Source organism: Paraburkholderia dinghuensis (assembly GCF_003837865.1).
GTDB lineage: Bacteria > Pseudomonadota > Gammaproteobacteria > Burkholderiales > Burkholderiaceae > Paraburkholderia > Paraburkholderia dinghuensis.
Window position 1 is genome coordinate 40198 of the sequence record NZ_RQIS01000001.1, and the last position, 14824, is coordinate 55021.

General features: G+C 63.3%; 13 protein-coding genes and 3 tRNA genes. 6 read left to right on the forward strand and 10 right to left on the reverse strand.

Annotated elements, in window-relative coordinates; genetic code table 11:
- Positions 1-64: 64 nt before the first annotated feature.
- From D1Y85_RS00185 to uvrC, 8 genes are all read right to left on the reverse strand, one after another.
- The gene (locus tag D1Y85_RS00185; RefSeq protein WP_124149506.1) at positions 65-1156 is read right to left on the reverse strand and encodes a hypothetical protein; all 1092 of its coding nucleotides are present in this window, start codon (positions 1154-1156) and stop codon (positions 65-67) included.
- A 44-nt stretch (positions 1157-1200) separates the two neighbouring features.
- Positions 1201-1536: a metal-sulfur cluster assembly factor gene (locus D1Y85_RS00190; protein ID WP_124149028.1), complete on the reverse strand. Its 336-nt coding sequence runs from the start codon at positions 1534-1536 to the stop codon at positions 1201-1203.
- A gap of 74 nt (positions 1537-1610) precedes the next feature.
- On the reverse strand, positions 1611-3899 hold the full coding sequence (locus D1Y85_RS00195; RefSeq protein WP_124149029.1) for a nitric-oxide reductase large subunit: 2289 nt from the start codon (positions 3897-3899) through the stop codon (positions 1611-1613).
- A 960-nt stretch (positions 3900-4859) separates the two neighbouring features.
- Positions 4860-4933: transfer RNA gene (locus D1Y85_RS00200), tRNA-Cys, on the reverse strand.
- Between the two features lie 128 nt (positions 4934-5061).
- A tRNA-Gly gene (locus D1Y85_RS00205) sits at positions 5062-5137 on the reverse strand.
- 64 nt (positions 5138-5201) lie between these two features.
- Positions 5202-5277: transfer RNA gene (locus tag D1Y85_RS00210), tRNA-Gly, on the reverse strand.
- 191 nt (positions 5278-5468) lie between these two features.
- Positions 5469-6059, reverse strand: a complete 591-nt coding sequence (gene pgsA, locus D1Y85_RS00215; RefSeq protein ID WP_124149030.1) for a CDP-diacylglycerol--glycerol-3-phosphate 3-phosphatidyltransferase — start codon at positions 6057-6059, stop codon at positions 5469-5471.
- Positions 6060-6156: 97 nt separating this feature from the next.
- Positions 6157-8373 (reverse strand): excinuclease ABC subunit UvrC, encoded by a 2217-nt coding sequence (gene uvrC / locus D1Y85_RS00220; RefSeq protein WP_124149031.1) that lies wholly within the window; start codon positions 8371-8373, stop codon positions 6157-6159.
- Between the two features lie 200 nt (positions 8374-8573).
- Between uvrC and earP the strand changes: the two genes are divergently transcribed.
- From earP to D1Y85_RS00245, 6 genes are all read left to right on the forward strand, one after another.
- Positions 8574-9764 carry an elongation factor P maturation arginine rhamnosyltransferase EarP gene (gene earP / locus D1Y85_RS00225; RefSeq protein WP_124149032.1) on the forward strand — a complete coding sequence of 397 codons (1191 nt, stop codon included), beginning with the start codon at positions 8574-8576 and terminating at the stop codon, positions 9762-9764.
- A 272-nt stretch (positions 9765-10036) separates the two neighbouring features.
- On the forward strand, positions 10037-10594 hold the full coding sequence (gene efp, locus D1Y85_RS00230) for an elongation factor P (protein WP_124149033.1): 558 nt from the start codon (positions 10037-10039) through the stop codon (positions 10592-10594).
- 242 nt (positions 10595-10836) lie between these two features.
- Entirely contained in the window at positions 10837-10962 is a 126-nt protein-coding gene (locus D1Y85_RS27865) for a CsbD family protein (RefSeq protein WP_281278261.1), read from the forward strand.
- Positions 10963-11027: 65 nt separating this feature from the next.
- Positions 11028-12410 carry a sigma-54-dependent transcriptional regulator gene (locus tag D1Y85_RS00235; RefSeq protein ID WP_124149507.1) on the forward strand — a complete coding sequence of 461 codons (1383 nt, stop codon included), beginning with the start codon at positions 11028-11030 and terminating at the stop codon, positions 12408-12410.
- A gap of 167 nt (positions 12411-12577) precedes the next feature.
- Positions 12578-12928, forward strand: a complete 351-nt coding sequence (locus D1Y85_RS00240; RefSeq protein WP_124149034.1) for an HIT family protein — start codon at positions 12578-12580, stop codon at positions 12926-12928.
- A 42-nt stretch (positions 12929-12970) separates the two neighbouring features.
- On the forward strand, positions 12971-13213 hold the full coding sequence (locus D1Y85_RS00245) for a helix-hairpin-helix domain-containing protein (RefSeq protein WP_124149035.1): 243 nt from the start codon (positions 12971-12973) through the stop codon (positions 13211-13213).
- A gap of 35 nt (positions 13214-13248) precedes the next feature.
- Here the strand turns inward: D1Y85_RS00245 and nagZ are convergent, their stop codons facing one another.
- Both nagZ and acpS read right to left on the reverse strand, forming a co-directional pair.
- Positions 13249-14289, reverse strand: coding sequence for a beta-N-acetylhexosaminidase (gene nagZ / locus D1Y85_RS00250; protein ID WP_124149036.1), 1041 nt, complete (start codon positions 14287-14289; stop codon positions 13249-13251).
- 35 nt (positions 14290-14324) lie between these two features.
- A complete protein-coding gene (gene acpS / locus D1Y85_RS00255) occupies positions 14325-14756 on the reverse strand; it encodes a holo-ACP synthase (protein WP_124149508.1) in 432 nt (143 codons plus the stop codon).
- Between the last annotated feature and the right edge of the window lie 68 nt (positions 14757-14824).

Below are 14824 nucleotides of genomic sequence, written 5' to 3' on the forward strand. Positions count from 1 at the left end.
AGTCAGGGTGGCGTTGTTGCGCCGGTTTTGCGTGCAACTGACGAATCGGTTCGAACGCATTGTTTTATCGCCTGCCCCGGCGTGCAGACCAGACCGCCGTTAGCAGAACGAATATAAAAATCGCGAGGGCTACGGCAGCGGCTTCGCTGCCGAAACGTCTCAGGCCAAAATCGCCGTACAGAACCCCGGCCACGCGCGCCGCCACTGCGCCATGCAAGAGCACGAGCGGCACATAAAAGAGCGGACTGTACTTGACGCGCAAGCGGGTGACGGCGGGCAGGATGATCGGCGCGTGGCCGAACACCATTGAGAACACAAAGCCGAGCGTGAGTGCGTGCAGCGCCGCGTCGTGCCACGGGTGTCCTGCGACGAATGCACCGTCGAGCCCGAGCAGGCCGCTAGCGCCGAACCAGCCGTAGCCGGCCAGCAACGCAACAGCAATGAAGCGCGTTAGACCGCGCTGACGTACCGTGTAGCGCGCGATGTCGTACTTCGCAAGCCACAACGCCAGCAGCAAGTAGCTCGCCGAAAAAACACGGCTGCCAAACTCTGGCTGCCAAAGCGCGATGGCGAGTCCCGTCAGCAAGAGCGCGACGCAACCGCCGAACAGGTAGGGTGCCATGGGCCGCATGGGGCGCATGCGCATCAATTCGAGCCGTTCGGCGACGATCGTCAAAACGAGAAATGCGAGCCAGGCGGGCACCGCAGCAAACGGATCACCCGAAATGATCCAGACCAGATTGCCGAAGGTCCAGCAGGCTGCGGCAATGGCAAGCGTCATCAAATAGAGCGCGAACTGTCGGCGCATCACGAAGATGCTACCCACAAGCAGCGGGATGGACGCAACAAGCAGGACCACCTGCGCAAGCGGGACGGGAGCGCCGGCCAGCAGAAACACGCTGGCGAGCGCCGCGCCGACAGGCGCGGCAAAACACCATGTCCGACCAATCGCGACGGCACGCTCGAGACTAATGACCGCGCCGAAGAATACGGGAACCATCAGCACACCGTGCCACCCTGCTCTGGCAACGGCGTGCGCCGGCAACGCCACGCCAAAGCGGGCAAGACCGGTGCCGAGACCGCACAGCAGCGTCGCGACAATGACCGCGCCAAGCAACGCGCGGGGCGCGAGCCGCAAGGAAAATCCCCTCGCCATCGGCTCTGCCTGCCGGTTCGCAGCCTTGATGGTCGGCCGGTTCGTCACTCGTCCGACCATCCCAGCACCCGGCGAGCCGCGTCGGTCATCATCGCGGGATCCCATGGCGGCTCCCATACGAGTTTGATATTGATAGCCATGCTTGCAGGAGTGAGAGCATCGACGACCTCTCTCGCGTCGTCGAGAATCACCTCGCCCATCGGGCAGGCCGGCGATGTCGGCGCGATGTCGATTTCCAGCATCTCCGGACTCACATCGACGCGATAGACGAGACCAAGGTCAACGATGTTGACGCCGACCTCGGGATCGATCACATAGCGCAAGGCCTCGCGGATTTCACTTTCGCTCGGCAGTGCTGCATTGTCGGCCGGGGACATCATGATGCTCTCTCCTGTTCATCATCGGGGCGAGGTGCCGGCCACTACAGGCCGGCCGGCACCCTCGCGCCCACTGCTCAGACGCGTTGCGTGACGCGTTTGGCGGCTGCTTCCTGCGGTGCGGTCGGACCGCGACCGAGCAGACGCAGCGCAAACCAGCCGAGGTACAACACGCCCATGGCAAACACGATGTCGCCAGGCACGCGCACCCAGACGAGCGTCTGCATGATCGTCGAATGGATCACTTCAGGCGAACGCGCATACCAGAGGCCCTTGCTCACGCATGCCCATGCTTCGTAGATCCCCGACGGCAGGATCGAGAAGAACACCATCATGAACAGGCCGATGTTGAGCATCCAGAAGGCCGGCTTGAGCAGCGAGTCGTCCCAGGCTTCCCGTGCGGACATGCCGCGCAGGCAGAACAGCATCAGGCCGATGCCGAGCATACCGTACACACCAAAGAGTGCTGCGTGGCCGTGTGCGGGCGTGATGTTCAGGCCTTGCACGTAGTACAGCGAGATCGGCGGATTGATCGAGAAGCCGAGCAGACCTGCGCCCACCGTATTCCAGACACTGACCGCGACGAAGCAGAGAATCACCCACTTGTAGTTCTGCACCCACGGAGCAGCGTGCGAACGACGATACGTTTGCCAGCCTTCCATGCCCATGATGGCGAGCGGCACCACTTCGAATGCGGAGAACACTGCGCCGAACGCGATGATGGCCGTCGACGTACCCGTGAAGTAGAGGTGATGCAGCGTGCCGAGAATGCCACCGAACAGGAAGATGATCGTTTCCATGACAATCGCGCGGTTCGCGGTTGCGGCACGGATCAGACCCAGGCGCGAGAAGATGAGCGCGATGACAGCCGTCGCGAACACTTCAAAGAACCCTTCCACCCAGAGGTGGACAAGCCACCAACGCCAGTACTCGATCATCGAGTAGTGCGTATTCTGGCCCCACGCGAGCGAGGACGCATAGAACAAGCCGATGCAGGTTGCCGACAGGAACATCATCGTGATAATGCCGCGGCCGTTGGTCTTCGGATCCTTGAGCGCGGGCATCAACGCACGGCCGAGGAGGAATGCCCAGAACAGGAGGCCGACGAAGAGCAGCAATTGCCAGACCCGGCCCATGCTCGTGTAAGCGAGGCCTTGATTACCGAGCCAGAAGGCGAACGACGTGCCGCGATGCTGCAGCGAGCCGAGCCAGCCGCAAACGGTCGAACCCACTACGATGAAAAGCAGCGCATAGAACAGCAGGTCCACACCGAGCTTCTGCAGCTTCGGTTCGCGCCCGGAAAGAAGCGGCGCGATGTAGAGACCCGTCGCAAGCCATGCCGTGGCAATCCAGAGGACACCGAACTGGGTGTGAATCGTGCGGCTCACGACCCAGGGGAGGAATTCAGCGATGGGCATCCCGAAGACGCTGTGTCCTTCCACTGCATAGTGCGCCGTCAGCGAGCCCATGGCGACCTGCGTCAGCATCAGGCCGATCACGACGTAGAAGTACTTCTTCGTCGCGCGCATGGACGGCGTCGTCTTGACGTTGAACAGCGGATCTTCGGCCGGTGCAGCGGGGGCCTCTTCTTCGCTGTCATGGTGCGCCGCGTGGTACCAGATCAGGCCAGCGATGCCAGCGAGCAAGAGGATCACACTCGCGATCGACCACATGCCGTTGGCAACCGTCGGCGTATTGGCGACGAGCGGCTCATGCGGCCAGTTGTTCGTGTAGGTGACGTCCGTTTGCCCCGGGCGGTCGGTCGTGGCTGACCAGGACGACCAGAAGAAGAATGCTGCCAGTGCGGCCTGGTCGGCAGCTCCTGGCACGGAGCCGGCGTTCATTGCGTATTGATCGCGCAGCTTGTCGAAAGACGGGTCCGTTCCGAACAGCGATTCATAGTGCTTCGAGACATCGAGAATCGCGGCCGCACGCTGATCGGTCACCGTGATGCGCCCGCTCGTGGCGTCATACCGGTTCAAGCGCATTTCGCGCTTCAGACGCCCGTCGAGCGTGCCTTGCTCGTCCGGCGTCAGCGCTTCATACGACTTGCCGAACTGTTGTTGCGCCCAAAGGTTGCGCAGCGTGACGGCTTCACGATGCAGCCAGTCTGCCGACCAGTCGGGGGCGACGTAGCTGCCGTGGCCCCAGACCGTACCTACCTGCTGACCACCGGCGGCCAGCCATACCTTCTGACCGCGCTGAACCTGCTCGCCCGTGAACAGGACGCTGCCGCTATCGCTAACGACTGCGCTTGGGATAGGTGGCGCGACGAGGTAGATCTCGCGGCCAAGCCAAAGTAGAACGGCAAATGACGCGAGGCAGATAAGCCCCAGCCATTTCCATAACCTAGTTGTTGATTGCATATTCCTCTCTCCTTCTCCAGAGGGGGATGAGTTGCGGAGACAATGTCTGCGTCAGTAGCCCGTTTTCACTGCGCTTAAAGATGCATCGGTGATGCATGTTATCGGCATCATAGTTTGTGGCTAAGCGGTGTGTAAAGATGCGACTGGTCGGAGCTTGCGGCCACACAAGTTCAAAAAAAGCTAGACGAATTAACGGTTTATGACGTTTCTAGGGAGCGGCTGCGCTCTTTCCGTGCCAATTCGCCGCAGCATTTAGCACAGCGCGGCGCCTTGAAATACGTGGGCGCGTTTGCCCGGAAGGCGCAAGGGATTCCGTTCACCGATAGCCGGACTTGAGTGAGAACCGCCAGCCGCAATCGGCCAGCTTTCGGACCAGTCTCCAACGGCCGAAGCAACGCCGGCGTCGGTCCGAAGACCGCTCAGACTTAAGTCCATTCGACAGCAGCCACATTTGCATGGACTACTCAGTAATGCGCTGCAGCAATTCGAGGCCACCGCCCGGCGGATCGTTTTCGATTGCAGCGAGACTGCGTGCGAAGGAGAAAAATCCAGGCGCCAGATTTTCTTGAGATACCGGGATGGAGGATTTGCCGCCTGAATCGTGCCAGCCGATCGGACGATCGAGTCAAGACTGCGAGCGAGGGTGCTGAAGCGATGCATGGCGAAAACATGGACGTCTCCGCTTCTTCGATCCGGAGCGTGCGCGAAAACGCGTGGGTGGCAGCTTCGCTGCGGTTGGATGCGTTCCGCAGTCGCCAGCGGTCAGAGCCCTCTTCACACAATATCGAGCCTGCGTGCGGGAGCTTGTGCCGATCGCCAAAGAGCGGACCGACGGGGTTACAGGAGACGATCGTGGAGGCGGCACGCGACTTTACGGAACGCGAGGCGGCGCTTCGCTCGACGTCAGTCGCGGATGGAAAAAGAAAAAGCCACCCGAAGGTGGCTTTTTCTTTTCTTACTTGGAGGCGCGAGCCGGAGTCGAACCGGCCTACACGGCTTTGCAGGCCGCTGCATAACCGCTTTGCTATCGCGCCAGAAGCGGACTGCCGATACTGGACGCTTGCTTGCGCCCGCTACGACCGGACAGATTATTTCTTCGACGGTCCGATGTACAAACATGGTCCGCCAAACAAAAGGGGAAGCGCTGCTTCCCCGGTATAGCTGGAGCGGGAGACGAGTCTCGAACTCGCGACCTCAACCTTGGCAAGGTTGCGCTCTACCAACTGAGCTACTCCCGCGTTGCACTGCTAGATCCTGCTTTTCGGCACGGCGCTGAATACACAATCGCCAGAACCTGAATTCTGGAGCGGGAGACGAGTCTCGAACTCGCGACCTCAACCTTGGCAAGGTTGCGCTCTACCAACTGAGCTACTCCCGCATTCTGCTGTTGATCCACTACCGATCTTCAGCCATCTCCACCGCATCTTCGTGCTTGCTGCTGCTAATTTGCTGCTTCGCCAGAGTGTCGTGCAGCGGAGAAGTGAGATTATGTATAAGCCGCTGAATCGTGTCAACCCCTGCGGGTAATCTTTTTCAGGCGTGCGACTGAACGAACGTCGGGAGACACACCTAGAGACTCCCGCGCTCGCGAATCTGCGGCCATGCGAGCTTCATGTAGTACAGCATGGACCAGATCGTCAGGAACGCTGCAACGTAGATGAGCCAGGTGCCCCACACGCGCGAATCGAAAAGCGTCACGCCGCCGACCGTGAGCGGCGCATAGAAAAGCAGCATCGGAATCGCAACCATCTGGCATGCGGTCTTGAACTTGCCGAGCGAATTCACGGCGACGCTCTTCGACGCGCCGATCTGCGCCATCCATTCGCGCAGCGCCGAGATCGCGATCTCGCGGCCGACGATCACTAGCGCGATCGCTGCATCGAGCCGCCCAAGGTGCACGAGCATCAGGAGGGCAGCGGTGACCATCAGCTTGTCCGCGACGGGATCGAGGAACGCGCCAAACGACGACGTCTGGTTCCACTTGCGCGCGAGGTAGCCGTCGAACCAGTCGGTGAGCGCCGCCAGCACGAAGATCAGCATCGCCGCGATGTTCTGGTGCATCGGGCTCAGCACCGTCGGAGGCAGATAGAACACGCCAACGACGAGCGGGATCAGCACGATCCGCAGCCACGTCAGGAGAATCGGAATATTGAACGGCATCGGCGGGCGCTGTCTGTCGAGGGAGATGCAATTGTGCCGTGTCGCCGCACCTGCCACAAGCAACTGTAAGGTCGCGCCGGCTGTGCGTGTCCCGGATTCAGTGAAGTTGCTGGTATATCTGTTCGGCGAGCGCGCGCGAGATGCCCTCGACGCTCTCCAGATCCTCGACGCTCGCCGCCATCACGCCGCGCAGGCCGCCGAAGCGCGCCAGCAGGCGCTGGCGGCGCTTCGCGCCTACGCCTTCGAGTTCTTCGAGACGCGAAGTCTGGCGCGTTTTGCCGCGCTTCGCGCGCATGCCGGTGATGGCGAAACGGTGTGCCTCGTCGCGGATCTGCGCGACCAGCATCAGCGCCGCACTCTCCTTGCCGAGTTCGAGCGGCGCGCGGCCGTCGGCGAACACGAGCGTCTCAAGACCCACCTTGCGGCCCTCGCCCTTCGCCACGCCCACGAGCATCGCAGGGTCAAGACCCAGTTCCGTAAACACCTGCCGCGCGACTTCCACCTGCCCCTTGCCACCGTCGATCAGCACGATATTCGGCAGCAGGCTGCCTGCCGCGACCGCCCCTTCGGGACTCGCCGTGGAATCGGCAGGATCGGCGCCTGGCTGCGACTGCGCCTCGTCGGTCTCGTTGCTCGCGGCCTGCGCGACCATCTTCTCGTAGCGACGCGTGAGGACCTGGCGCATCGCCGCGTAATCGTCACCTGGCGTGATGCCCGTGATGTTGTAGCGACGGTACTCGCCCGACTGCATCTTGTGATGGTGAAAAACGACGCACGACGCCTGGGTCGCCTCGCCCATTGTGTGACTGATGTCGAAGCATTCAATGCGCAGTTGCGCGAGATCGTCGAGTTCAAGCGTGAGCAGTCCCGCGAGCGACCGTGTGCGTGCCTGCTGGGAACCCTGCTCCGAAAGCAGCCGGGCAAGCGCGAGCCGCGCATTCTGCTCGGCCATGGCGAGCCACGCACGCTTTTGCCCCTGCGGCTGACGCAGCAGCGTGACCTTGTGACCGGCTTGTTCGGTGAGCACGTCGACGAGTTCGCGATTCGCCAGCGGGTGGCTCACGACGAGCACCGGCGGCACGCGATGGCCAAAGTAATGCTGCGCGATAAAGGCGTCGAGCACTTCAGATTCGATGCCGACTTCGCCCTTCTTGCCACCCGCCGCTGGCGGCGTTGCCGCGTCGCCTTCGTCGTCGCTGGCTTCCCCGGCGTTTGCGTCGGAGTCGACTATTTCCGGCTCCGGCGGCAGCTCCGCTGCAATCGCGAGCGGATCGGCCACTGCGCCCGCCTCTTCGTCGTCGGAATCCTGTTGCGCCGACAGCCCCGCCGCCGCTTCTAGCGCCCTGCGCGCGAGCGACGGCAACGAGGTCAAGGCCGTCGCTGCCAGGACCGCCTCGCGGTCGACGTCTTCGGCTACGCCCCCCTCCTCGTCCGTCAACGCGCGTTCGACGTGCGCCGGAAAATACGCCTTGTCGCCGAGATGCCGACCGCCGCGCACCATCGCGAGATTCACGCAGACACGCCCGCCGAGCGCCACGACGGCGAGGATATCGACATCGCTCTCGCTGCCCGTCTCGATCGCCTGCTGATGCAGCACCGTCGCAAGCGAACTCATCTGGTTGCGCACGCCCGCCGCCTGCTCGAACTTGAGCTCGGCTGCGAACGCGTGCATCTTCGTTTCGAGCTCCTTCATCACCTCGTTCTGCCGCCCGAGCAGGAATCGCGACGCGTTGCTCACATCGCGCCCGTAGTCCTCCTCGCTGATCGCGCCGACGCACGGCGCCGTGCAGCGCCCGATCTGATGGAGCAGGCACGGCCGCGTCCGGTTGTTGAACACCGAGTCCTCGCAAGTGCGCAACTGAAAAACGCGCTGCAGGATCTGGATGCTCTCGCGCACTGCCGAGGCGCTCGGAAACGGGCCGAAGTACTGGTTGTGGCGATCGACGGCGCCGCGGTAGTACGCCATCCGAGGAAACCTGTGACCCGTGAGCTTGAGGAACGGATACGACTTGTCGTCGCGAAACAGGATGTTGTAGCGCGGCGTGAGCGCCTTGATGAGGTTGTTTTCGAGCAGCAGCGCTTCGGCCTCGGACCGTGTGACCGTGGTCTCGATACGCACGATGCGCGTCACCATCATCGCGATGCGCGGCGAAAGCTGCGTCTTCGTGAAGTAGCTCGAAACGCGCTTCTTCAGATCGCGCGCCTTGCCGACGTAGAGCACCGCGCCCTGGGCGTCGTAATAGCGATAGACGCCAGGCAGATGCGGCAGTTGCGCCAGCGCCTTCTTCGGGTCGAAAACTTCGGAGTCGGTCATCCAGTTTCGGGGTCTCGGGGGACAGGCCGCGTCGTCGGTCGCGACGCGCTCACCTATGTAACGGGTGTGTCCCGGGGATATCTTAGAATCGTCAGTTTAGATCATTCCGCTTCGGGCCGAGCCGGCTACAACAGCTGCCGTGTGGACACACCGACCACGCGCCAGATCGTCCGGCCTGCAACCGCCCGCGCACGCAAGTTATGACCGACACACCCAAGCGCACCGGATCCGGCACCGCACTGCCCGCCATCGCGTGCGACATCTTCTGCGCCGTGATCGACAACTTCGGCGACATCGGCGTGTGCTGGCGCCTCGCGCGCCAGCTTTCGCATGAGCACGGCTGGCAGGTGCGCCTGTTCGTCGACGATCTGCATGCGTTCACGAAGCTCTGCCCGTCGCTCGACGCAGCACGCGCGAAGCAGGCCGTCGAAGGCATCGTCGTCGAGCATTGGCATGAGCCCGCGCACGCGGGCGAGACACTTGAAATCGCCGACGTCGTGATTGAGGCCTTCGCGTGCGAACTTCCGCCGGTCTATGTCACGGGGATGGCCCAGCGCGGGCAGCGCCCCGTATGGCTCAACCTCGAATACCTGAGCGCCGAGGACTGGGTCGCCGATTTCCATCTGCGGCCGTCGCCGCACCCGCGCTATCCGCTCATCAAGCACTTCTTCTTTCCCGGCCTCGTGCCCGGCACGGGCGGCGTGCTCAAGGAGCGCGACCTCGATGCACAGCGCGCGACCTTCGAGCAATCGCCTGAAGCGCGCGCCGCCTGGTGGCAGCGAGCGACGGGCGGCCCGCCGCCCGCGCCGGAAGCGACCGTGATCTCGCTCTTCGCCTACGAGAACCCCGCGCTCGACAGCCTGCTCGCGCAGTGGCGCGACAATGAGTCGCCCGTGGTGGTGCTGGTGCCGCAGGGCCGCGTCTCGGGCGCCGTCGCGCGCTTTTTCGGCCTCCCAGCGTTCGACGCCGGAGCGCACGCGACGCGCGGCAATCTGCACGCGCACGGCCTCGCGTTCACGGAGCAGCGCGGCTACGACCCGCTGCTGTGGGCGAGCGGCCTGAACTTCGTGCGCGGCGAAGACTCGTTCGTGCGCGCGCAGTGGGCCGCGCGGCCGTTCGTGTGGCACATCTACCCGCAGGCCGACGACGCCCATCTGCCAAAGCTCGACGCCGCCCTCGCGCACTACGCCCGGCCGCTCTCCGCTCAAGCGCGCGCCGCGCTCGAACGCTTCTGGCACGCGTGGAACGGAAACGGCACGCCCGATTGGGCGAATTTCGCGCGACATCTGCCGGAATTCGAAGCCCGCGCGGCATCCTGGGCCACCGAACTCGCGCAAGCCGGCGACCTCGCCCAAAACCTAGCCGCGTTCACAAAAACTCAGTTAAAATAAGCGGTTATCCGACGGCAGCCGTTTCAAGCGGATTTGTGGCAGTTACGGCAGCCCGCGGGCGGGGGCGCTGCAGCATTCATGGCGGCAACGATCTCCCCCACGATGGTGAGAACACGGCCCGGAACCCGGTAGCGGTCGCAGAGTTAGTAAAGCGGCTGAAAAACGCAGTTCTACCGAGCCCTTATTCCGTGGGCAAAACCATCTGAACCCGTTTGCGACGTTTGCCGTCGAGCACACTTGAAGCTATTTAATCTGGACAGGACAGTTTTTTTATGAAGACCGCACAGGAACTCCGCACCGGCAACGTCGTGATGATCGGTAACGATGCCATGGTCGTGCAAAAGGCCGAGTACAACAAATCGGGCCGCAACGCCGCCGTCGTGAAGATGAAGTTCAAGAACCTGCTGACCGGCGCGGGCATGGAAACCGTGTACAAGGCAGACGACAAGTTCGACGTCGTCGTGCTGGACCGCAAGGAAGTGTCGTACTCGTACTTCGCTGACCCGATGTACGTGTTCATGGACGCCGACTACAACCAGTTCGAAGTCGAAGGCGAGATGATGGGCGACGCCCTGAACTACCTCCAGGACGGCATGGCTTGCGAAGTCGTGTTCTACAACGAGAAGGCAATTTCGGTCGAACTGCCGACCACGCTGGTCCGCGAGATCATCTACACGGAACCGGCCGTCAAGGGCGATACGTCGTCGGGCAAGGTCATGAAGCAGGCCAAGCTGAACACCGGCTTCGAACTGCAAGTGCCGCTCTTCTGCAACATCGGCGACAAGATCGAAATCGACACGCGCACGAACGAATATCGCAGCCGCGCGTAAGCATCGCGCACTGGCCGCCGCGCTCATGCGTGGCGGGTGAATCAGGAGAAAAGGCGCCCGCTGGGCGCTTTTTCTTTTTTTTCCGAGCGTGTATGTTTGTGAAAGACACCGGAAATCTTTACGCTGTGCGTTGGTGCGCAAACGTTTCGCATTGCTCTTCGTCGAAGCTCGACCCGTGGCACGGTTTCTGCTGCCAGAGGAAAGGCGACTAGCGATCCTGTCTCCCGTGAGGCGGGGGCTCGATGAACAATGACAACGCCGCGGGTCGATGGACGCAACTGATCGCCAAGGCCAAAGCGACATGGCGCGAGTTGACGGACAACGAGTTGATCCATGTCGCGCGATGCACCGGTCGCCTCGCCGGTTGATCGAGCCGCGTCACGGCAAGACGCGCGATTTCCAGCCCACAATCATTCGTAAAGCAGCACACGCCATGCCACACGCCCTGATTGTCGAAGACGATCCCAACAGCCTGTCCGGCCTGTCCGCGATACTGGTCGCCGACGGCTTCACGGTCGACACCGCCGCCACGCTCGCCGACGCGCGGGCCGCGCTCGCACGCTTCATCCCCGATGTGGTGCTCGTCGACCTGAATCTGCCGGACGGCGGCGGACTCGAATTGCTTCATCACCTGCCTGCCCAGCCGCCCGGCGGCGCGCTGCCCGTCATCGTGATGACCGGCAACGCGACCGTCGAAAGCGCGATCGAGGGCCTGCGCCACGGCATCTGGGACTATCTCCTCAAACCGGTCAACATTCCGCGCCTGCGCAGCCTGCTCGCGCGCATCCCGCGTCCGTATGAACTCACCGAAGAGGTCCGCACGCTGCGCGCCATGCTGCGCGAAATCGGCCGCTTCGGTCCGATGCTCGGCCGCAGCAGCGCGATTCAGCACGTCTACGACGCACTCGAACAGCTCGCGCCCACCGAATCCGCGATCCTCGTCCATGGCGAAGCCGGCACGGGTAAGGATGTGGCCGCGCATACGCTGCACCAGCTGAGCCGGCGCCGCAAGGGACCGTTCATCGTGTGGAACGCGCGCACCGCGAGCCCCGACGCCGTGAACGGCCGACCGCTAGCGAGCGTGCTGTTCGGCCACGAGCGCGGCGCGTTCAGCGGTGCGGACCAGCGCGAACCCGGGCTCGTCGATCTGGCGAGCGGCGGCACGCTCTTCATCGACGAAATCACGGACCTGCCGCACGACCAGCAGGAGATGCTGCTGCGCGCGCTCGATTCGCAGACGTTCATGCGGCCCGGCGGCAGCAACGAAGTTGGCACGGACTTCCGGTTGATCGCCGCCACACGCGCCGTGCCCCGCGATGCGGTGGCGCACGGCGCGCTCAACGAGGAACTGTGGCTGCGCCTCGATGCCGCGGCGCTCGCCCTGCCGCCGCTTCGCGAACGCGGCGACGACGCCGCACTGCTCGCCTGTGCGTGGGTCGACGAACTCAACCAGGCAGCGCATGCGCGTGGGGACGGTGGGACGCGGCTGGTTGCGCCTTCGTTTATCCGCGAATGCCTCGCCTATAACTGGCCGGGCAACGTGCGCGAATTGCGCGAACGCGTGCGTGGCGCTTTCGACGCCTCTGGAGACGTGCTCGAAACGCTCCAGGCGGAAGAAAGCGGCGGCGCGTTCCCGCGCGACGTGAGCGGCAGCCGTGTGCAGGTGACCGTAGGCACGCCGCTCGCCGATGTCGAGGAAATGCTGATTCGCGCGACGCTCGACGCCGTGGGCGGCACGCGGCATCGCGCGGCATCGCTGCTCGGCATCAGTCCGAAGACGCTCTACAACAAGCTGCAGCGCATGCGCCTGAATTGAGCGCGACACTAGCCTCACGAGCTTACGGCCTCCCCTCGGGGCGGCCGTAAGCTGTAAGCGCCCGTCGCAGTGTCAATGTCCTTATCGCTCGTCAATCCATCGCACCGCGGGCGTCTGTAAGCTGACACCTCGCCCCTTCCTGCGACATACTTGGGACATAAGACACGATGAGTGCATGCATTTTCTGCGACCGGGCAAATCTCGATCTCCTGGCGGAAAACGACCTCGCCTTTGCGATCCGGGACAAGTATCCAGTCCGCAGGCTACACGCGCTTATTCTGCCCAAGCGGCACGTCGGCGACACGTTTGACCTCACGCCTGCTGAGCAACACGCGATATTCGAGCTCGGGCGACAGGTGCGCGACGCCGTTATGGCAGAAGACCCGGGCGTCGGTGGATATAACTTCGGTTCAAACAATGCCGCCGTCGCGGGACAAAAGATATCGCACGTCCATTTCCATCTGATTCCACGTCGAGCGAATGAAGAAGCGTTGCCGGCTGCACAAGCCGATAGATAGCCCGTCACGCCGCTCCCATTTTCATCCTGCCCGGTGCCCCAAATGCCATTTCCTCCCGATGAACGTAAGGCGCTTCTTGGCGTAAAGGGTGTCGGTCCGACAGTGGTTGCAAGGCTAGAGCAGATGGGCTTCGAATCCCTGGCGCATTTGAGCAAGGCGAACGCACTGGACATCGTTGCACGCGCATCGAAAATGCTGGGCGCCACCTGCTGGAAGAACAGCCCGCAAGCCCGCGCCGCCATTCAGGGAGCCATTACGCTCGCGCAATCCCGGCATTCCGGTTAGAGACGCTCCGCCTCGCGAACCACTCAACCGCTACGTCAAGGCAGCGCGCTGCGCAACAAGGTCTGCGCGGCGAGATAGGCCGGCTCCGCGACGAGCTTGTCCCAGCGCATCGCCTTGCCGCGCGGCTGCAAGCGACGAATGCGCTTCGCCGACTCCTGCGCGGCGCGCGTCGACCTCACGATATTCAGCGCGTCCAGCACCTTCTCCGCCTCATCCGGCTGGTTGCAGATCAGCACCATGTCGCATCCCGCGTCGAGTGCGGCGCGCGCGCCTTCGGTCAGCGTCCCGCCCTGCCGCGCGGCTTCCATCGAAAGATCGTCGCTGAAGATCGCGCCCGTGAAACGCAGCTTGCCGCGCAGGATCTCCTGTACCCAGACGCGCGAGAAACCCGCTGGCTTCGAATCGACCTTCGGATAGATCACATGCCCCGGCATCGCCGCAGCAAGCGAAAGTCCGAGCCAGTCGTACGGCATCGCATCCTCGCCGAGGATCGCCTCGAGCGGCCTGTCGTCGACGGGTACCGCAACGTGCGAGTCCGCCTGCGCCCAGCCGTGCCCAGGGAAATGCTTGCCGCAATTCGCCATGCCCGCCAGCGCGAGGCCATGGTTCAGGCTCTTCGCGAGCATCGTGACCACGCGCGGATCGCGATGGAACGCACGGTCCCCCACCACGCTAGAGTGCCCATAGCCGAGGTCGAGCACGGGCGTAAACGACAGGTCGATGCCGCACGCGCGCAACTCGCTCGCGAGGATATAGCCGACCGCCGTCGCGAGCTTCGTCGCGAGCAGCACGTCCTTGTCCCACAGGTCGCCGAGGCGCCCCATCGCGGGCAGCACCGTGAATCCATCGGTGCGAAAGCGCTGCACGCGCCCGCCTTCGTGATCGACGGCAATCAGCAGGTCATCGCGCACATCGCGGATCGCGTCGGTCAGCGCGACGAGTTGCGCGCGGTTCTCGTAGTGGCGCGCGAACAGGATCACGCCGCCCGTCATCGGGTGGGCAAGGCGACGCACGTCGTCTTCGGTCAGCGTCTTGCCGACCACGTCGAGCATCACCAGTCCGGGAAGTTTCTTCATCGTTGTGTCTTCTATAAAAACGGCCCGGCGGTGAATCAACGGGCGGCGGCGCGTCCGGGCGTTTCACCCGGTTCGCAGACTTCCGCGATGACGAACGAGACGGCATAGTCGTGCTCGTCGCTGATCGTCACGCGCATCGTAATGCCACGCTCGTCGAGCCATTGAGCGAGCGGCCCCGACGCCACCATCACCGGCTTGCCGCCCGGCTCGTTGAGCGTCTGCACGGCGCGCCAGGTCATCGGCATGTGCATGCCGAGTCCGATTGCCTTCGAGAACGCCTCTTTCGCCGAAAATCGCGTGGAGAGATACGCGAGCCCACGCACCGCCGAGCGCGCCTTGCGCGCCTCGTACACGGCCAGTTCGTCCGGTCCGAGCACGCGCGATGCGAAGCGCCCGTTCGTGCGCTCCATGACCGCCGCGACGCGGCTCACCTGGACGATGTCGGTACCGATGCCGTAGATCGACATATGCCCCTCTTCAATGTGCAGCTGATTCACAATCCGCACCGCCCGTGTGGCGGACGCGGCGCGCTGCG